At 64.9% G+C, this 18146-nt stretch carries 20 protein-coding genes, 1 tRNA gene and 2 pseudogenes; 17 read left to right on the top strand and 6 right to left on the bottom strand.

Annotation, left to right across the window (positions count from 1 at the left end; all coding sequences use genetic code 11):
* Position 1 precedes the first annotated feature (1 nt).
* From AC1DXU_RS00550 to AC1DXU_RS00560, 3 genes are read left to right on the top strand one after another with little or no spacing between them, the layout of a single operon-like run.
* On the top strand, positions 2-634 hold the full coding sequence (locus AC1DXU_RS00550; protein ID WP_477362984.1) for a precorrin-8X methylmutase: 633 nt from the start codon (positions 2-4) through the stop codon (positions 632-634).
* Positions 631-1389, top strand: a complete 759-nt coding sequence (locus tag AC1DXU_RS00555; protein ID WP_477362987.1) for a precorrin-2 C(20)-methyltransferase — start codon at positions 631-633, stop codon at positions 1387-1389. Before AC1DXU_RS00550 ends, AC1DXU_RS00555 begins: the two co-directional genes overlap by 4 nt.
* Positions 1386-2150: a precorrin-3B C(17)-methyltransferase gene (locus AC1DXU_RS00560; protein ID WP_477362990.1), complete on the top strand. Its 765-nt coding sequence runs from the start codon at positions 1386-1388 to the stop codon at positions 2148-2150. Before AC1DXU_RS00555 ends, AC1DXU_RS00560 begins: the two co-directional genes overlap by 4 nt.
* Here the strand turns inward: AC1DXU_RS00560 and AC1DXU_RS00565 are convergent.
* Entirely contained in the window at positions 2114-2881 is a 768-nt protein-coding gene (locus AC1DXU_RS00565; protein WP_477362993.1) for a cobalt-precorrin-6A reductase, read from the bottom strand. The genes AC1DXU_RS00560 and AC1DXU_RS00565 overlap by 37 nt on opposite strands.
* Position 2882: 1 nt before the next feature.
* Here AC1DXU_RS00565 and cbiE point away from each other — a divergent pair, with 1 nt between their 5' ends.
* The 9 genes and pseudogenes from cbiE to AC1DXU_RS00610 all read left to right on the top strand — a co-directional run.
* Complete coding sequence (gene cbiE, locus AC1DXU_RS00570) at positions 2883-4112, top strand: precorrin-6y C5,15-methyltransferase (decarboxylating) subunit CbiE (RefSeq protein ID WP_477362996.1); 1230 nt, start codon at positions 2883-2885, stop codon at positions 4110-4112.
* Entirely contained in the window at positions 4109-4495 is a 387-nt protein-coding gene (locus AC1DXU_RS00575; protein ID WP_477362999.1) for a cobalamin biosynthesis protein, read from the top strand. Before cbiE ends, AC1DXU_RS00575 begins: the two co-directional genes overlap by 4 nt.
* The gene (cobM, locus tag AC1DXU_RS00580) at positions 4492-5256 is read left to right on the top strand and encodes a precorrin-4 C(11)-methyltransferase (protein WP_477363002.1); all 765 of its coding nucleotides are present in this window, start codon (positions 4492-4494) and stop codon (positions 5254-5256) included. Before AC1DXU_RS00575 ends, cobM begins: the two co-directional genes overlap by 4 nt.
* Positions 5253-6071 (top strand): uroporphyrinogen-III C-methyltransferase, encoded by an 819-nt coding sequence (gene cobA, locus AC1DXU_RS00585; protein WP_477363005.1) that lies wholly within the window; start codon positions 5253-5255, stop codon positions 6069-6071. The genes cobM and cobA overlap by 4 nt, the downstream gene beginning before the upstream one ends.
* The gene (locus AC1DXU_RS00590; protein ID WP_477363008.1) at positions 6068-7381 is read left to right on the top strand and encodes a cobyrinate a,c-diamide synthase; all 1314 of its coding nucleotides are present in this window, start codon (positions 6068-6070) and stop codon (positions 7379-7381) included. Before cobA ends, AC1DXU_RS00590 begins: the two co-directional genes overlap by 4 nt.
* Complete coding sequence (gene cobS / locus AC1DXU_RS00595; RefSeq protein WP_477363011.1) at positions 7378-8154, top strand: adenosylcobinamide-GDP ribazoletransferase; 777 nt, start codon at positions 7378-7380, stop codon at positions 8152-8154. Before AC1DXU_RS00590 ends, cobS begins: the two co-directional genes overlap by 4 nt.
* A gap of 24 nt (positions 8155-8178) precedes the next feature.
* On the top strand, positions 8179-9189 hold the full coding sequence (gene cobT, locus AC1DXU_RS00600; RefSeq protein WP_477363014.1) for a nicotinate-nucleotide--dimethylbenzimidazole phosphoribosyltransferase: 1011 nt from the start codon (positions 8179-8181) through the stop codon (positions 9187-9189).
* Between the two features lie 212 nt (positions 9190-9401).
* Entirely contained in the window at positions 9402-10103 is a 702-nt protein-coding gene (locus AC1DXU_RS00605) for a hypothetical protein (protein WP_477363016.1), read from the top strand.
* An 81-nt stretch (positions 10104-10184) separates the two neighbouring features.
* A pseudogene (locus AC1DXU_RS00610) lies at positions 10185-10410 on the top strand (nicotinate-nucleotide--dimethylbenzimidazole phosphoribosyltransferase); the annotation flags it as partial.
* Positions 10411-10533: 123 nt separating this feature from the next.
* Here the strand turns inward: AC1DXU_RS00610 and AC1DXU_RS00615 are convergent.
* Together AC1DXU_RS00615 and AC1DXU_RS00620 are read right to left on the bottom strand one after the other, a co-directional pair.
* A tRNA-Lys gene (locus AC1DXU_RS00615) sits at positions 10534-10609 on the bottom strand.
* Between the two features lie 106 nt (positions 10610-10715).
* Positions 10716-11624 (bottom strand): PhzF family phenazine biosynthesis protein, encoded by a 909-nt coding sequence (locus AC1DXU_RS00620; protein ID WP_477363019.1) that lies wholly within the window; start codon positions 11622-11624, stop codon positions 10716-10718.
* A 101-nt stretch (positions 11625-11725) separates the two neighbouring features.
* Here AC1DXU_RS00620 and AC1DXU_RS00625 point away from each other — a divergent pair, with 101 nt between their 5' ends.
* From AC1DXU_RS00625 to AC1DXU_RS00635, 3 genes are read left to right on the top strand one after another with little or no spacing between them, the layout of a single operon-like run.
* A complete protein-coding gene (locus AC1DXU_RS00625) occupies positions 11726-13018 on the top strand; it encodes an efflux RND transporter periplasmic adaptor subunit (RefSeq protein ID WP_477363022.1) in 1293 nt (430 codons plus the stop codon).
* Positions 13019-13022: 4 nt separating this feature from the next.
* On the top strand, positions 13023-13730 hold the full coding sequence (locus AC1DXU_RS00630) for an ABC transporter ATP-binding protein (protein WP_477363025.1): 708 nt from the start codon (positions 13023-13025) through the stop codon (positions 13728-13730).
* 2 nt (positions 13731-13732) lie between these two features.
* On the top strand, positions 13733-14950 hold the full coding sequence (locus AC1DXU_RS00635; protein WP_477363028.1) for an ABC transporter permease: 1218 nt from the start codon (positions 13733-13735) through the stop codon (positions 14948-14950).
* A gap of 101 nt (positions 14951-15051) precedes the next feature.
* Here AC1DXU_RS00635 and AC1DXU_RS00640 read toward each other — a convergent pair.
* Both AC1DXU_RS00640 and AC1DXU_RS00645 read right to left on the bottom strand, forming a co-directional pair.
* Positions 15052-15566, bottom strand: a pseudogene (locus AC1DXU_RS00640) (SRPBCC family protein).
* Positions 15544-15909, bottom strand: a complete 366-nt coding sequence (locus tag AC1DXU_RS00645; protein WP_477312022.1) for an ArsR/SmtB family transcription factor — start codon at positions 15907-15909, stop codon at positions 15544-15546. The pseudogene AC1DXU_RS00640 and the gene AC1DXU_RS00645 overlap by 23 nt, the downstream one beginning before the upstream one ends.
* A gap of 170 nt (positions 15910-16079) precedes the next feature.
* Between AC1DXU_RS00645 and AC1DXU_RS00650 the strand changes: the two genes are divergently transcribed.
* Positions 16080-16322 carry a hypothetical protein gene (locus tag AC1DXU_RS00650; protein WP_477312023.1) on the top strand — a complete coding sequence of 81 codons (243 nt, stop codon included), beginning with the start codon at positions 16080-16082 and terminating at the stop codon, positions 16320-16322.
* 36 nt (positions 16323-16358) lie between these two features.
* On the opposite strand, the gene AC1DXU_RS00655 is transcribed toward AC1DXU_RS00650, so the two are convergent.
* Complete coding sequence (locus AC1DXU_RS00655) at positions 16359-16835, bottom strand: Lrp/AsnC family transcriptional regulator (RefSeq protein ID WP_477313621.1); 477 nt, start codon at positions 16833-16835, stop codon at positions 16359-16361.
* 147 nt (positions 16836-16982) lie between these two features.
* Between AC1DXU_RS00655 and AC1DXU_RS00660 the strand changes: the two genes are divergently transcribed.
* Entirely contained in the window at positions 16983-18104 is a 1122-nt protein-coding gene (locus AC1DXU_RS00660) for a 1-aminocyclopropane-1-carboxylate deaminase (protein WP_477363031.1), read from the top strand.
* Positions 18105-18146: the final 42 nt, after the last annotated feature.

Here is an 18146-nt window from a genome sequence, read left to right on the forward strand (position 1 = left end):
CATGGCCGCCTACGACTACATCCATGACGGCAACGCGATCTACGAGCGCTCCTTCGCCATCATCCGTGCCGAGGCCGACCTGTCGCGCTTCTCCGACTCAGAGGCTGATGTCGCCATTCGCATGATCCATGCCTGCGGCCAGGTCGAAGCCGCGCGGCACTTCGCTTTCTCCAGCGACTTCGTCGCCGCCGCGCGCACTGCGTTGGGTAATGGTGCACCGATCTTCTGTGACGCCGAGATGGTCTCGCATGGTGTCACCCGCGCCCGGCTGCCGGCCGGCAACGAGGTGATCTGCACGCTGCGCGACCCGCGCACGCACGACATCGCCGCGAAAATCGGCAACACCCGCTCGGCCGCCGCCATCGACCTCTGGGGTGAGCGCATGGCCGGTTCGGTCGTCGCCATCGGCAACGCGCCGACAGCGCTCTTCTATCTCCTGGAAAAACTGCGCGATGGCGGCCCCAAACCGGCGGCCATCATCGGCATGCCGGTCGGTTTCGTCGGTGCCGCTGAATCGAAGGATGCGCTGGCCGAAAACTCCTATGGCGTGCCCTATGCCGTCGTGCGCGGCAGGCTGGGTGGCAGCGCCATGACCGCCGCCGCGCTCAACGCATTGGCGAGGCCGGGCCTGTGAACGCGATTGCAAAAGGCCGTCTGGTTGGCGTCGGCACCGGTCCCGGCGACCCCGAACTGCTGACGCTGAAGGCCGCGCGGGCCTTGGCCGAAGCGGATGTCGTGGCGTATTTCGCCAAGCGTGGCAACAACAGCAATGCGCGCGCCATCGTTGAAGCGCAGTTCCGGCCGGGCATGACCGAACTGCCGCTGCTCTATCCCGTGACCACCGAAATCGACAAGGATCACGACGACTACCGCTCGCAGATCACGGCCTTCTACGAAGAGTCCGCCGAGAGGGTCGCCGAGCACCTCGATGCCGGCCGGATGGTCGCGGTTCTGTCGGAAGGCGATCCGCTGTTCTACGGCTCGTACATGCATTTGCATGTGCGCCTGGCGCATCGTTTCCCCACGGAAGTCATTCCCGGCGTCACCGCCATGTCCGGCTGCTGGTCGGCGACCGGCCTGCCGATCGTCCAGGGCGATGACGTGCTGACCGTGCTGCCGGGCACGATGAGCGAATTCGAACTGACCCGCCGCCTAGCCGATACCGACGCCGCCGTCATCATGAAGGTCGGTCGCAACCTGCCTAAGATCAGGCGGACACTACAGGCGACCGGCAAGCTGACGCGCGCGGTCTATGTCGAGCGCGGCACCATGCCGGGCAGCGTCTCGATGCGGCTTGCCGACAAGCCGGACGACAAGGCGCCCTATTTCGCCATCGTGCTGGTGGCTGGCTGGTCCGGCCGTCCGCCGGTATCGGGGGGCGAAGCATGAGCGGCCGCGTCACCGTGATAGGTCTGGGACCCGGCAATGCCGACCAGGTCACGCCGGAAGCCAGCCGCGCCGTGGCTGAGGCAAAGTTCTTCTACGGCTACAAACCCTATCTTGACCGGCTGGAATTGCGTCCTGACCAGACCCGCGTCGCCTCCGACAATCGCGAGGAGCTTGCACGGTCGAAGGACGCGCTGACAAAAGCTGCGCAAGGCCACGACGTCGCCGTCGTCTCCGGCGGCGACCCCGGCGTCTTCGCCATGGCCGCCGCCGTCTGCGAGGCGATCGAGGCTGGTCCTGTCGAATGGCGCGCCGTCGATGTCGCCGTCGTGCCCGGCATTACCGCGATGCTCGCCGTCGCCGCTCGCATCGGCGCGCCGCTTGGCCATGATTTTTGCGCCATCTCGCTGTCCGACAATCTGAAGCCCTGGGAGCTGATCGAACTGCGCCTGCTGGCGGCGGCGGGCGCCGGCTTCGTCATCGCGCTCTACAACCCGATCAGCAAGGCGCGCCCCTGGCAGCTTGGCCGCGCCTTCGAATGCCTCACCGCGATCCTGCCGGGCACAACGCCGGTGATTTTCGGCCGGGCCGCCGGGCGCCCGGATGAGCGTATCGAGGTCTATCTGCTGGCCGATGTCGAGGCTGAAAAGGCCGACATGGCGACCTGCATCATCATCGGCTCGCCGGAAACCAGGATCATCAAGCGCGGCGACAGGCCGTCGCTGGTCTACACGCCGCGTTCGGCAACGGGCGCAAGAAAATGATCGACCATCGCGGCGAGCGCTTCGACGGATTCGGCGGAGGGAACGTCCGGCAAGGCCGGTCGGCGGACCATCACCACGTCTATGCCCAGCGCCCGTGCCGCGGCGATCTTGCCGTAGGTCGCCGCGCCGCCGCTGTTCTTGGACACGACGACATCGATGCGGTGGCTTTCGAGCAGCGCGCGTTCATCGGCCTCGCGAAACGGCCCGCGCGCCAGCAGATAGGTCGCGTCGGGCACCACCAGCTTCGGCTCGACCGGATCAACGCTGCGGATCAAGTAATGATGCTGCGGTGCCGCCTCGAAGGCCGCGACCTCTTGCCGGCCGAGCGAAAGGAAGACGCGAAGCGGCACAATCCCGAGTATCTTGGCCGCGCCGAAGAAGCTGTCGACCGAGATCCAGCGGTCAGCTTCCACCTGCTCCCAGCCAGGTCGTCTGAGCGCAACGATCGGCATGCCCGTCTGGCGCGCCGCTTCCGCGGCATTGGCGGAGATCTGCGTCGCATAGGGATGCGTGGCGTCGATCAGCAGATCGATGCGCATGTCGTTGAGGTAAGCCGCCAGCCCGCCGGCACCGCCAAAGCCACCGGTCCTTGTCGGCACGTTCTGCGCGACAGGATTTTCGGTGCGGCCGGCCAGCGACAGCGTGATCGACAGATCATCGCGCGCAGCCAGTTTTGCCGCCAGTTGCCGGGCTTCGGTGGTTCCGCCAAGGATCAGAATGCGGTGGGTCATCATGCCTGCTGAAGGTCATTCGCGCCCCGCCTGGCTCACTGTCGTCGGCATCGGCGAGGACGGTTTAGCGGGTCTCGGTGACGAGGCCAAGCGGCGCATTGCCGACGCTGAAGTGATCTTCGGCGGCAAGCGCCACCTCGCTTTGGTCGCATCGTTCGCCAAAGGCGAGGCGCGGCCTTGGCCAACCCCCTTCGATGCCGAAATGCGGGACGTGCTGGCGCTTGCGGGCAAAAAGGTCTGCGTGCTCGCCTCCGGCGATCCGTTCTTCCACGGTGTCGGCGTCACCCTCGCCCGCAAGGTCGCGGTGGAGGATATGCACGTCATTCCCGCGCCATCGGCCATTTCGCTGGCCGCATCCCGCCTCGGCTGGGCGCTGCAGGACATCGAGATTATCTCGCTGCACGGCCGCCCGCTCGACCTGATCCGGCCGCTGCTGCAGCCCTGCGCCCACATTCTGGCCCTGACCTCGGACGCCGAAGCGCCGGCGGCGATCGCCCGCCTGCTGGCCGAACTCGACTTCGGCGCCTCGCAGCTGACGGTTCTGGAAGCTTTGGGCGGCCCAAATGAGAAGCTGCGTTCGAGCCGCGCCGATGCCTTCGACCTCACAAACATCAATCCACTCAACGTGCTGGCCATCGAAATTGAATCAAGTCCGCAAGCCCGCATCCTGCCGCTGACATCGGGCCTTGCCGATCATCTGTTCGAGCATGACGGCCAGATCACAAAGCGCGAAGTGCGCGCCATCACGCTGTCGGCGCTGGCCCCCCGGCGCGGCGAGTTGCTGTGGGACATCGGCGCCGGCTCCGGCTCGATCGGCATCGAATGGATGCTGGCTCATCCCTCGATGCGCGCGATCGCCATCGAGGCCGACCCGACCCGCGCCGCCCGTATTGGCCGCAATGCCGCCACATGCGGCGTTCCCGGCCTTGTCGTGGTGGAAGGCAGCGCCCCGAAGGCTCTGGCCGGGTTGGCAACGCCCGACGCGATCTTCATCGGTGGCGGCGGCAGTGATTCAGGCGTGCTGAACGCCGCCATCAAGGCGCTGCGCGCCGGCGGCCGCCTCGTCGCCAATGCGGTGACGCTGGAGATGGAAACCTTGCTGCTTGCCCGCCATGCGTCGCTCGGCGGCGATCTCACCCGCATCGCGTTGTCACGCGTGACACCGGTCGGCTCGATGCAGGCCTGGCGGCCGGCGATGCCGGTCACCCAGTGGAGCTGGGTGAAGCCATGATGGTCGCGGGCATCGGCAGCCGGAAGGGCGTCAGCGCAGGTGAAGTGCTTGCGGCGATCGAGACCGCGCTCGAAGTGCATGGGCTGGCAATGACGGCGCTTTCGGCGCTGGCCACCGCCCCTCTCAAGCGCGACGAAGACGCAATCTTTGCCGCAGGCCGCGAGCTCGACCTTCCGGTTATCGTTGTCGAAGACGAGGCGCTCAAGGTGGCCTTATCGGGCGCACTCAGCCGTTCCGACCTATCGCAGCGTCTCGCCGGAACGCCATCGGTTTCCGAAGCCTCGGCCCTTGCCGTCGCCGGCGCCGGTGCAAGATTGCTCGGGCCGCGCACCGTGCTTGGCGCGGTCACCTGTGCCATCGCCATCAGTGGAGATGCGCCATGACCGTCCATTTCATCGGCGCCGGCCCTGGCGCTGCGGACCTCATAACCTTGCGTGGCGCGAGGCTGCTCGCAAGCTGCCCGGTCTGCCTCCATGCCGGCTCGATCGTCGCGCCCGAATTGCTACAGCACTGCGCACCCGGCACAAAGCTGATCGACACCGCACCGATGTCGCTCGACGAGATCGAGGCCGAATATGTTGCGGCCCACGAAGCCGGCCAGGATGTCGCCCGCCTGCATTCCGGCGACCTCTCGGTGTGGAGCGCCGTTGCCGAGCAGATCCGCCGGCTGGAAAAGCACGGCATCCCCTACACGCTGACGCCGGGCGTACCGTCCTTCGCTGCTGCCGCCGCAGCGCTGCGTCGCGAACTGACCATTCCCGAAGTCGCTCAAAGCCTGGTGCTGACCCGCATCTCCGGCCGCGCCTCAAAAATGCCGCCCGGTGAAACGCTTGCCGGTTTTGGCCGCACCGGCGCGACGCTCGCCATTCACCTGGCCATTCATGCCATCGACCGCGTCGTCACCGAGCTGACGCCTCTCTATGGCGCCGATTGCCCGGTGGCGGTGGTCTTCCGCGCCTCCTGGCCGGACGAGCGCGTGCTGACCGGCACGCTGGCGACCATAGAAGCGCTGCTCGCCGCCGACCCGATGGAGCGCACGGCGATCATCTTCGTCGGCCGTTCGCTGGCGGTGGAAGGCTTTGGCGAGAGCTCATTGTACGACGCCCACTACCAGCGGCGTTTTCGCGGACGGGACGGATTGTGAGCGGCAGCGCCAAAAACAAAAGTGGGAACGGCACGGTCGAGCAGGCGCTGGCCCGGCTGAACTTCAAGCCGCGCCAGCTTGAGCCGGGCCATGTCTGGCTGGCCGGCGCCGGCCCCGGCGATCCCGGTTGCCTGACGCTGGAAGTGCTGGCCGCGCTCGGGCAGTGCGACGCCCTCGTCTACGACGCGCTGGTTTCGCCCGATATTGTCGCCGTCGCCGAAGGGGCAGAACTGTTCTATGCCGGCAAGCGCGGCGGAAAACCGTCGATGAAGCAGGACGACATCACCGCTTTGCTGGTCCGGCTGGCGCGTGAGGGCCGCCGCGTCGTCAGGCTGAAGGGCGGCGATCCCTATATTTTCGGCAGGGGCGGCGAAGAAGCTTTGGCGCTGGCGCGTGAAGGAATCCCGTTCCGCGTCCTGCCCGGTCTCACCTCGGGGCTCAGCGCGCTGGCCGCGACCGGCATTCCGGCCACCATGCGCGGCATCAACAAGGCGGTGATCCTGGCGACCGGCCACGCCGCCGGCACCGATGACGACCTCGACTGGGGGGCAATCGCGCGCACCGGCCAACCGATCGTCATCTACATGGGCATGGCCAATCTGCCTGTTATCGCAGCCTCCCTGCTCGAGGGCGGGCTGGCGCCGTCGACGCCGGCAGCCGTGATCGTCGCCGCAACGACACCGCAGGAACGCATCGTCGTCGCCACGCTCGCCACCATCGCCGAGCAAGCCGCGGCAGCCGGGCTGGCCTCGCCGGCGCTGATCGTCGTCGGCGGCATCGTCGCCATGCGCGCGGCACTGGCGGGCAACCAATGACCCGCGCCATCATCATCGGCGCGCCGCGCTCCGGCTCGGGCAAGACCAGCGTCACCATCGGCATTCTGCGGGCGCTCGCCCGGCGCGGCCTGAAGGTGCGCGGCGCCAAGTCCGGACCCGACTACATCGATCCCGGTTTCCACACCGCCGCCACCGGCCTGTCCGGCGTCAACCTCGACAGCTGGGCGATGTCGCCGGCACTGCTCAACGCGCTGGCCGGCAACGCCACCGAGGATGCCGACTTCGTCTTCCTCGAAAGCGCCATGGGCCTGTTTGACGGCATTCCCGCCGCTCCGGGCCGCACCGGCTCGGCCGCCGACCTCGCGCGCCTCTATGGCCTGCCGGTGCTGCTGGTGCTCGATGTCTCTGGACAATCGACCACGGCGGCGGCCGTCGCCAAGGGTTTTGCCACGTACGATCCGGATGTGCGCATGGCCGGTGTCGTGCTCAACCGCCTCGGCAGCGAACGCCATCGCAAACTGTGCAGCGAGGCCATCGAGGCGCTCGGCCTGCCGGTTGTCGGCGCCATCCTGCGCGATCCCTCGCTGAACCTGCCGGAGCGCCATCTCGGCCTCGTCCAGGCTGGCGAGTACGACAACCTAATGGCGCATCTCGACCGTCTGGCCGACATGGTCGAGCGCTCGCTCGACCTCGACGCCATCATGGCGCTGGCAGCGCCCTTTACGCCGGCGTCAGGCAGTTTCGGCGACGCGCTGCCACCGCCCGGCCAGCGCATCGCTCTGGCAGAAGACGCCGCCTTCACCTTCCTCTATCCGCATGTCGCCGCGCATTGGCGCCAAGCTGGTGCTGAGATCGTGCCCTTCTCGCCGCTCGCCAACGAAGCACCCGATGACAGCTGCGATGTCTGCTGGCTGCCCGGCGGCTATCCCGAGCTTCACGCCGGCAAGCTCGCTGCTGCTGCAAATTTCCGCTCCGGCATGGCAAGCTTTGCCGCGACGAACCAGGTGCATGGCGAGTGCGGCGGCTTCATGGTGCTGGGCGAAGCACTGGAAGACGCGGCTGCCGAGACGCACAAAATGCTCGGCCTGCTCGGCCATTCCACCAGCTTTGCCAAGCGCAAGATGAACCTCGGCTACCGCGAAGCGCGGCTGCGCGCCGACTGCCCGCTCGGATCACGAGGCGCGCTGATCCGCGGCCATGAATTCCACTATGCGCAAATGATTGCGACCGGCAATGACGAGCCGCTGGCCGACCTCGCCGACGGCCAAGGCAATCCGCTCGGCGCCTCCGGTTATCGGCGCGGCCATGTCAGCGGCACGTTCTTCCATGCCATTGCGAGGGGCGAATGAAGCTCCCGAACATGAACCTTTCGCCGCGGCAGGTCGTTGACGACGTCGCACTTTGCCTGGCCTTCTTCACTAGGCTGCCGCTGCCCGTCTTCGATTTTCGCGGCCGCAGCCTTGCCGCCGCGATCTGGGCCGCACCGATCACCGGGCTCGTCGTCGGCCTGATCGGCGCGGTCGTCTACGCCACGGCGGAAAGGTTTGGCCTCGCCATGGGACCGGCGGCGGCACTTGCTCTGGCCGCAACCTTGCTCACCACCGGCTGCCTGCACGAGGACGGGCTTTCCGATGTCGCCGATGGCTTTGGCGGTGGCAAGTCACGCGGCCGCAAACTGGAGATCATGCATGACAGCCGCATCGGCGCCTATGGCGCGTCGGCGCTTGGCCTGTCGCTGCTGATCCGCTGGAGCGCGCTTTCGCAATTCGCCGATCCCAACCAGGCCCTGTTCGCGCTCCTGGCCGCACACGCGGCCTCGCGCGGCCTGCTCGGCGCCTTCATGCACCTGCTTCACCCCGCACGGTCCGATGGCCTCTCCGCCGGCGCCGGCACGGTCTCGCGGGAAACCGCCATAGTCGGCGCCGTGCTCGGCGCGATACCACTCCTCCTGCTCGGGCTCGGCGGTGCGGTTTTCGCGCTGATCCTGCTCGGCCTGTTGTTTTTCGCCTTCCGCGCGCTCTGCCTCAACCAGATCGACGGCCAGACCGGCGATACGGTCGGCGCGCTGCAGCAGCTGGCCGAGATCGCAATCCTGCTCGTCGCTTCCGTTTCCCTATCCTGACTCTCTTTCGGAGACTTTGCCCCCATGCCCTTCAAATCAATCGAAGACCTGCGCGCCGCTTGCCTTGACCTGCCCTCCGGCAGCGACACTGCCGCCAATGCCGTCGCCCGCCGCCAGGACACGCTGACCAAGCCACAAGGCAGCCTCGGCCGGCTGGAGGCCATCGCCGCCTGGCTGGCCCGCTGGCAGGGCCGCGACATGCCCAAGCTCGACCGCGTCAAAGTTTTCGTCTTCGCCGGCAATCACGGCGTTACGGCGCAAGGCGTATCGGCCTTCCCGTCTGAGGTCACCGTGCAGATGGTGGCCAATTTCGCCGGCGGCGGCGCCGCCATCAACCAGCTCGCCCGCATCGCCGGCGCCGAACTCGACGTTATCCCGCTCGATCTCGACCATCCCACAGGCGACTTCACGCAGGCGCCCGCGATGGACGACAAGGCGTTCCTCGCCGCCGTCTCGGCCGGCTATGACGCGGTGACGAAGGATATCGACCTGGTCTGCTTCGGCGAGATGGGCATCGGCAACACCACGCCGGCCGCAGCCATCTCAGCCGCGCTGTTCGGCGGCGGCGCGGAAAAATGGACCGGACGCGGCACCGGCGTTGACGACGCCGGCCTCAAGCGCAAGGTCACGGCCATCGAGGCCGGCCTCAAGCGCCACGCCGAGGCGCTGGCCGATCCGCTCGGCATCGCCGCAGCGCTCGGCGGCCGTGAGCTCGCCGCCATCTTCGGCGCCACGCTGGCCGCGCGCCGTCTCGGCGTGCCGGTGCTGCTCGACGGCTTCGTCTGCACCGCAGCCGCCGCACCGCTGGCAAGGCTGCATCCGACCGGCCTCGCCCACACGATCGCCGCCCATGTCTCGGCAGAATCAGGTCATCGCCGCCTGCTCGAAGCGCTCAGCCTGCCGCCCCTGCTCGATCTCGGCATGCGGCTCGGCGAAGGCTCCGGCGCCTGCCTCGCCGTCAACATCGTTCGCTCGGCGCTGGAATGCCACGCCCGTATGGCGAGCTTTGCCGAGGCTGGTGTTTCGGAGAAGTAGAAGAACCCCTAAACACTTTTGCTTTGTTGAACCAAAGAAGTAACGTCATCTTGACCTATATGAGAGACATTGATCCTCTCGCATGGAGATCAATACAGGACTAGGATATTATTCCTATGCTGTAGAGCGACTGGCAGTTGTCATTGCACCAATTGCCCCATACACCGATGCCGTTGACCGAGTACCCCAATGTCAACGCGCGGGATGGTCATATGGTCACAGAGAACGCACGGTATGCTCGAAATTTGGCAGACCGGATTTCAGATCTGAAGGAACTGGTTCCAGTTGGAGTCTCAGCCTCGCAGCTGAAGGCTGCAACGGTTTGGCTTCGCGACATATACCAGAACTTTGGCAAGTTCTGGCAGTATGTTGGTCTCAGCGGGGAGCCGATGATCACGGCTTACGCTCTCGAGTGGGACCCTCTTCCTGCCGACGTGACAGCTTTGCTATTTGGTGGCGAGGAACTTCCTACGTATGGGGGAGCCGGAATAGCCGGGATGGTGCAATCGATTGCCGTTGGAACCACCGACGACGGTCGAACTGTTGAGATGCCTTCAGTGGCACAGACTTGGTCTATAACATCCCGCGGTACCGACATTGGCGGTGTGGACCCTTTTGTCGAGCGAGACCGTACTTTCAAGGACTATTTCTCAAGTCCAGTCGCCTGCCATGGCGGCAAAACGATCAACCGATTCGACATAATACAATATGCCGCGTATCGCGTCGGCTACGTGCATGCTCAAGGCGACCAGTACGTTAAGCGCAGTCCCGACGCAGTAGCAATTCTTGACCATATTGCGGAATTGGATCCGGCATACCGTCGTCCTAACTTGGAGTACATGTTGCTTTCCATTTGCCAAGAACTGTTGCGCGCTGACGCCCTCGAAACCTATAGGGTGGCGGCGACCTCTTAGCGCGTACTCAGCGCGCCGCCCACCCACTTGGGGCGATGCGCATGGTTGTAGCGCTGTAGGGGTCGGCTTTGGCCGCTATCCTTGGCAAAGCTGCACCCAACCGGCCTCGTCCACGCGCTCGCCGCCCACGGCAGAATCAGGTCATCGCCGCCTGCTCGAAGCGCTCGACCTGCCGCCGCTGCTCGATCTCGGCATGCGGCTCGGCGAAGGCTCCGGCGCCTGCCTCGCCGTCAACATCGTTCGTTCGGCGCTGGAATGTCACGCCCGCATGGCGAGTTTTGCCGAGGCTGGTGTTTCGGAGAAGTAATCGGACAAGCCTTGAGGTGTCGCATCAGGATGCGGCACCTCGGCGATACACGGTCTCGACAAAGTCAAAACCGGCTCATGTCGCCGTTTTCCTAAGGTCTTTCCACCAAATCCAGGAGATTTTTGGTGGGTGCGCACAGGATTGAACTGTGGACCCGCTGATTAAGAGTCAGCTGCTCTACCAACTGAGCTACGCACCCACTCGACCGGCAAAACCGGTGTTGGCGGGCATATAGCCGCCGATACCGGTCATGTCCAGCCCTGCCGGAATCATTTCCCGACAAATCGCTGAAGTGCCGCAGATGGTCAGACGAAGAGCTTGCCTTCCGCCACCTTGATGGCGTGGCCGCCGATGCGGGCCGAGGCCAGTTTTCCGCCTTGTACGGTCAGTTCGAGGCGGATGCGCGAGGGACGGCCCATCTCCAGGCCCTGCTCGATCCACAGCTGCGAAATGCCGTCCGTCGGGGCGTCGAAATGCATGATGGCGCCGGCGAAGGCGGCTGCCGCCGAGCCGGTCGCCGGGTCTTCATAGGAAGGCGTGCCCGGCACGATCATGCGGACATGGAAGGCGCTTTCGTGGTTCACCGTCTCGCGGCAATAGACATACGGGCTGGCGAACGCCCATTCGCTCTTGCGCGGCGCCAGTTCCGACCACGCCTGGTTGTCCAGCTTGATCCGCGCCGCCGCTTCCAGATTGGCGACGGGGATGGTCACATAGGGCACGCCGGCCGACCAGAACGACACCCGGTGATTCTCGAAGCCGATCTCATGCGGCGCCAGGCCAAGGGCTGCGCCAATCGCCACCGGATCGGCGGACAATTCCAGCGGCTCCGGCAGTTTGGCCAGGTCGAATTCGGCAAAGGTGGCGCCATCGTGCTTGCTGACGGCGCAGCGCACCGGGCCGATATTCTCTTCCAGCACAAAGATGCCGGCGCCGCCCTCGCCTGCCAGCTCGGCGAGCGCGATCGCCGAACCCACGGTCGGATGGCCGGCAAACGGCATCTCGTAGTCGGGCGTGAAAATGCGGATGCGGTTTCGGTGCTTGGGATTGTCCGGCGGCAGCACGAAGACCGATTCGGACAGGTTGAACTCGCGCGCGATGGCCTGCATGGCGGCGGTATCCAGCCCCTTGCTATCCAGCACGACGGCCAGCGGATTGCCGGCCAGCCGATCGGTCGTAAACACGTCGTAGAGCAAGTAGTTCCGGGTTTTCATTCTTGCCTCAATCCCAACATGGGCGAAATTTAATTTGATATTCGAACCAGTAAGCCTGATCTGTGCACTGATAGGGACATCGCGCATTATAGGGGTCCGGCGTGGACCAGATTGTCAATCTGCCAAAGACGGAATCGGATTCCGCCATCGAGACGGCGCTCGGCCTTGATCACACAGGGCGGCGCAAGACACGTCGCCGTGGCTGGCTCTATGGCCTGCTGGCGCTGATCGTCATCGCCGCAAGCCTCGCCGGATACCAGTGGTATGCGGGGTCTCCCGCCAAGATCGACTATACCACGGTGCCGACCGCTGTCGCCGATCTCACCGTCGCGGTGTCGGCGACCGGCACGCTGCAGCCCCTCACCCAGGTCGACATTTCCAGCCAACTCTCAGGCGTCGTCCGTTCGGTCTCGGTCAACGAGAACCAGCAGGTCAAGAAGGGCGATGTGCTGGCCGCGCTCGACACCACCAAGCTGGAGGTGCAGATCGAACGGGCGCAGGCCTCCGCCAAGGCGGCGGCCGCCAATGTCGAGGACGCGACGGTCACGCTTACCGAAAACGAAAAGGCGCTGGTGCGCGCGGCCGAGCTGACCAGGCGCGGCATGGCGACCGACCAGTCGCTCGAAGCCGCAACCGCGACGCGCGACCGCTCCAAGGCGGCGCTCGATAGCGCAGAGGCCAATCTCGCCATCGCCAATGCGGATCTGAAATCACAGCAGACGGACCTCGCCAACAGCACCATCTATGCCCCGATCGATGGCATCGTGCTGACGCGTTCGGTCGACCCCGGCCAGACCGTCGCCTCCTCGCTGCAGGCGCCGGTGCTGTTCATCATCGCCGCCGATCTCCGGAACATGGAACTGGTGGCGGCGGTCGACGAGGCCGACATTGGCGCGGTCAAGACCGGCCAGCATGCCCGCTTCACCGTCGATGCTTTCCCCGACCGGCCGTTCGACGCCGAGATCCGCGACATTTCCTTTGCGTCGGTCACCACCGACGGCGTCGTCACCTACAATGCGCGGCTCGAGGTCGACAACAACGAGCTTTTGTTGCGGCCCGGCATGACCGCCACTGTCTCGGTCGTCACCAGGCAGGCCAAGGGCGTGCTTACCGTGCCGTCCACCGCCTTCCGCTATCGCCCGGCGCAACAAGCCGCCCGCACATGGAGCCTGAGCGACCTGTTCACCGGCCGCATGGGCCGGCCGGGCGGCAATCGCCAGCGCCAGCAGCCGACACCGCCCACCGACGGCTCGCGCACGCTCTATGTGTTGGAGAACGGCCGGCCGCGACCGGTCAACGTCAAGATCGGTTCCACCGACGGCGAACTGACCGAGATCACGTCAGGCCTTGGCGAAGGCGCACTGGTCATCACCGCATCGCAGCAGCGGAGCTAAGGCCGTGGCGGCCGGCGCGACCCTCATCAGCTTCGACAAGGTCTGGAAGACCTATGGCCAGGGCGAGGCCAGGGTCCATGCGCTGGCCGGCGTCGACCTCGCCATCCGCCGCGGTGAGTTCGTCGCTATCATGGGTCCGTCCGGGTCCGGCAAGTCGACGGCGATGAACATCATCGGCTGCCTCGACACGCCGACCGCTGGCACCTACGCCTTCATGGGCGTCGACGCCGGCCGGCTCGACCGCAACCGCCGTGCTTCACTGCGCAATCTCTATGTCGGCTTCGTCTTCCAGGGCTACAATCTCTTGCCGCGCACCACGGCGGCGGAAAATGTCGAGCTGCCGCTGATCTATCGCGGCGTCGCCAGCCGTGAGCGCCGCGATCTCGCCATGCAGGCGCTGGCGCAGGTCGGGCTCGTCGGCCGCGAGCACCATACGCCGGCGGAACTCTCCGGCGGCCAGCAGCAGCGCGTGGCGATCGCGCGCGCCATCGTCACAAGGCCGACGCTGCTCGTCGCCGACGAGCCGACCGGCAATCTCGACACCGCCCGCACGCATGAGATCATGGAGCTGTTGACGCGGCTCAACACCGAGCTTGGACTGACCATCGCCATGGTCACGCACGAGGCCGATGTCGCCGGCTATGCCGAGCGCACGATCCGCTTCCTCGACGGCCATGTCGCCTCTGACACGATGAAATTTGAGGTGGCGTAACCATGCTCTGGGAAACTGTCCGCCTCTCGCTGATCTCCATTCGCCGCAACGTGCTGCGCTCGTTCCTGACGTTGCTCGGCATCGTCATCGGCGTCGCCGCCGTCATCGCCATGCTGACCATCGGCTCTGGCACCACCGAGAAGGTCAAGGCCGACATCTCCAAGCTCGGCAGCAATCTGCTCGTCGTCCGCTCGGGCCGTCCGGCCGGTCCCGGCGGACCGGGCGGGCTCGACCAAATCGTCCGGCCGCTGGCCGAAAAGAATCTTGCCGCACTCGTTGCGCATCTCACCGGCGCGCGCGCCATTTCACCGGCCTCGCAAAAGCAGGTCCGCGTCATCTTCGGCACCGAAAGCCTGACCTCGGGCGTCACCGGCACCGACAGCGCCTATCTCGATGCGCGCGACTGGAAGCTGATTTCGGGACGGCCGTTCAGTGATTCCGAGACACGCTCCGGCACCGGCGTGTGCCTGATCGGCGAGACGGTGCGTCAGCAATTCTTCGGCGCCGGCGACCCCGAAGGCGAGATCATCCGCGTCAACCGCACCTCCTGCAAGATCATCGGCCTGCTCGAGCCCAAGGGCTATACCGGTTTTGGCCAGGACCAGGACAATGTTGTGCTGATGCCGCTTGCCGCCTACCAGCGCCGCATCGCCGGCAATCGCGACATCGACAACATCTATGTCGCCGCCGATGACAGGACGCCGACCAGCGAATTGCAGACCCGCGTCGAGGATATTTTGCGCGACACGCGCCGCATCACGCCCGACCGCGAGGATGATTTCTCGATCCGCGACATGACCCAGATCGCCGACGCCATGGCCAGCGCCACCACCACCATGACCGGCATGCTGGGCGCGGTCGCCGGCGTCAGCCTACTGGTCGGCGGCATCGGCATCATGAACATCATGCTGGTGTCAGTCACCGAGCGCACCCGCGAGATCGGCATCAGGCTCGCCATAGGCGCGCACGAGAAACATATCCTCATTCAGTTCCTGGTCGAGGCGACGGTGCTGTCGCTGCTCGGTGGCATCATCGGCATCCTGATCGGCCTGGCGCTGGCCGGCCTCGCCTCGGTGACGCTGGCCATCCCTTTCGCGCCGAGCCCGGCGGTGATCCTGCTTGCCGTCGGTTTTTCCGCGCTGATCGGCATGGTGTTCGGCTTCTTCCCGGCACTGCGCGGCGCCAGGCTCGATCCGATCGACGCGCTGCGGCACGAGTAAGCCGAGGCCAGCTCGACGGGGACCTCCATCCACAAGCTTGGGATGTTTGCTGTCGCCGTCCGATCAGCGACCGGTCAACGCTGCTCCATGCGTGGACGACTTCATGACCCTCCCCCGCCCGCGCCCAGGGCGACGAGAAGTTCATCCAGTTGCTCGAACTGCTCGCCCATCGCATCCGCCGCCCCGGTCCCGACAGCGTCGAGAGCTTCCTTCGAGGGATAGAGTTCGTGCAGGACCAGCAGCGTCTTGCCACCCTTTTCCTCGAAGGTCACCGTGGTGACGGGTCCAACGTCACCACCTTCGTCATTGGTCCAGACGATGCGCGAGTGCGGTATCACTTCGACATACCTGCCGAAGAACTCGTCAAGTTTGAGGCATCGTGGCCGAACACCAGACGGTACGTGCCACCGGTACGAGCATCCATCTCGCAGGAACGCAGGAACATGCCCATCGACTTCGGCGCCCACCACCGCATGAACAGCTCGGGCTTGGTCCACGCCTCGAACACGATGCGCGCCGGGCCGTTGACGGTTCGCGTAACGACCAGCTCTCGCTCGGACTTCCGTTCGACCGTCGTGCGGTTGTTCATGGGCTCACTCTCTCTTCTGGCGTCCATCGGCTTTCTCCTTCTGTTTCAATTCCTCGACAACCTTGTCCAACTCGTCGAAGCGTGCGTCCCAGACCTGGCGATACCTCTCGATCCATGCCGCCTCTTCCTCCAGTCGGCGCAGGCCGAGCTTGCAGGTCCGAACGCGCCCGACCTTTTCCGTGGTGACGAGCCCCGCCTGCTCCAAGACGCCGACATGCTTCTTCATGCCCGTGAGGGTCATGTGGAACTTCTCGGCGAGCTCCGTGATCGAAGCATCGGAACGTCCGAGCTGCTCCAGAACGCCGCGTCGGGTGGTGTCCGAGAGCGCGGCGAACGAAGTATCGAGATGGGGGCGATGATACTGAACCATGTGGTTCAGTATCTAGCAGACGGATTGGCGGCATGCAAGGGGAGGCCGAGCGCGTGCTGCGTTGCCGGCCGCCTTCGCTCGCAAATCGACACCATTTCGATGCAGATTCGATCGACTTGGCGATCTCCAGGCCCTAAGGCAAGATATCTCTGGTCAGGGGCGAACAACGCATGAGCAAGAAGGCACGACTGATCTTGGTGATGTTCATCATCGAGGCCGCATTGGCAGGCCTCTGGTGGTATCTTGCCGGCTACGGCATGGCCAATCCCGATCGCGTCCATGCCGATTTCCAGCAGGTCGTCGGCCAGACGATGGGAATGGCGATGGGCGGGTTGCTCGGTCTCGGCGTTATTTTGTTCTTTGTCGCCGCTCGCAACGACCGCAAGGCGGCGCAGAACAAGGGGCAAGGCTGACCGTCAGCCACATCTGAACAGGGGACAAGCGGTCTGTCAAAACGGCAGCCGCGCGTTCTCTTTGACCTCCTTCATGACGAAGAAAGTCCGGGTTTGCCGAACGCCGGGTAACGCGATCAGCTTTTGCCCGTGTAGCTTGTTGAAATCCGCCATGTCGCGAACTCTTATCTTCAACAGATAGTCGAAGTCGCCCGCCACGAGATTGCAATCCAGCACTTCCTTAAGTTCGTTCACGGCCGCCTCGAAGGCAGCGAAGCTGTCAGGCGTTGAACGGTCGAGCACGACGCCGACCATGACCAGAGCGCCAAGTCCGACTGCAACGGGCGCGATCTCCGCCCTGACTCCGGTGATGTAGCCTTCATCGAACAGGCGTTGTGTGCGCCGATGGCAGGTGGCTGCGCTGACATTCACCCGGGCCGCCAGATCGGCATTGGTCAGCCGTCCCTCGGCCTGAAGGGCGCGCAGGATCTTGAGATCGATGCGGTCGAGAGCTTCGGTGGAAGATTCTTCCATTTTTAGGCGCTCAAGTGGACGAACAGGCCAATCATACTGCAACTGTATGGGATGTGTGCAAATTTCATAAGCAAGTTCGAGAGCACCTTTCGCATGAGTTCGCACATAATGAGCCCATAGAAAACGACCACGGAGGAGACTGATATGATGTCGCTTCTCGCAAAGTTTGAACGTTATCCGCTGACCTTCGGCCCGACGCCTATCGAGCATCTGCCACGGCTGAGCGCGGCGTTGGGCGGGAAAGTACAGGTTTACGCAAAGCGTGATGATTGCAATTCCGGGCTCGCCATGGGCGGGAACAAGCTACGAAAGCTCGAATACATCGTGCCTGACGCTATTCGCTCCGGCGCCGACACGCTGGTGTCGATTGGCGGCGTCCAGTCGAACCATACGCGCATGGTCGCCGCGACGGCCGCCAAGATCGGCATGAAATGCGTGGTGATCCAAGAGAAGTGGGTGCCCCACTATGATGCGGTCTACGATCGGGTCGGAAACATCCTGCTGACGCGCCTGATGGGCGCGGACAGCCGTCTTGTCGACGACGGCTTCGACATCGGCATCCGCAAGAGCTGGGAGGACGCGATCCAGTCGGTGAAGGACGCAGGCGGCAAGCCCTATCCGATCCCGGCCGGCGCCTCCGTGCACAAATTCGGCGGGCTGGGCTATGTCGGCTTCGCCGAGGAGGTCGCCAGGCAGGAGGCCGAGCTCGGCTTCACCTTCGACTACATCATCGTCTGCGTCGTGACCGGTTCGACGCAGGCCGGCATGATCGTTGGCTTCGCCGCACAAGACCGCGCCGACCGGGTGATTGGCATCGACGCCTCCGGGACATTGGACCAGACTCGCGCGCAGGTCCGCCGCATCGTCGACGACACCGCCGCTCTCGTCGGGCTCGGCCGCGCCGTCCGCGACGACGAAATCGTGATCAATCCCGACTATGCCTATCCGGCCTATGGCGTTCCGTCGGAAGCCACGAATGACGCGATCCGGTTGGCGGCCCGCACGGAGGCCATGATCACCGATCCGGTGTACGAGGGAAAGTCGATGCAGGGCCTGATTGACCTGACCAGGAAAGGCTTCTTCCCCGAGGGTGCCAGAGTTCTCTACGCCCATCTCGGCGGCGCCCCGGCCATCAACGGCTACAGCTATTACTACAAGGACGATGGCGCCAGCCTTCCGGGCCGGCCGAAACAAGCGGTGGTCCCAGTGGTTGAACCTCGCATCCCGGAGAGTGCGCAGTACGACGCGCTGCCACCGCTCTTTCCGTAGTTCGGTTTCGATTCAGGCGATCAACCTGACGACGGATCACTG

This window comes from Mesorhizobium sp. P3_A10, from assembly GCF_056403175.1.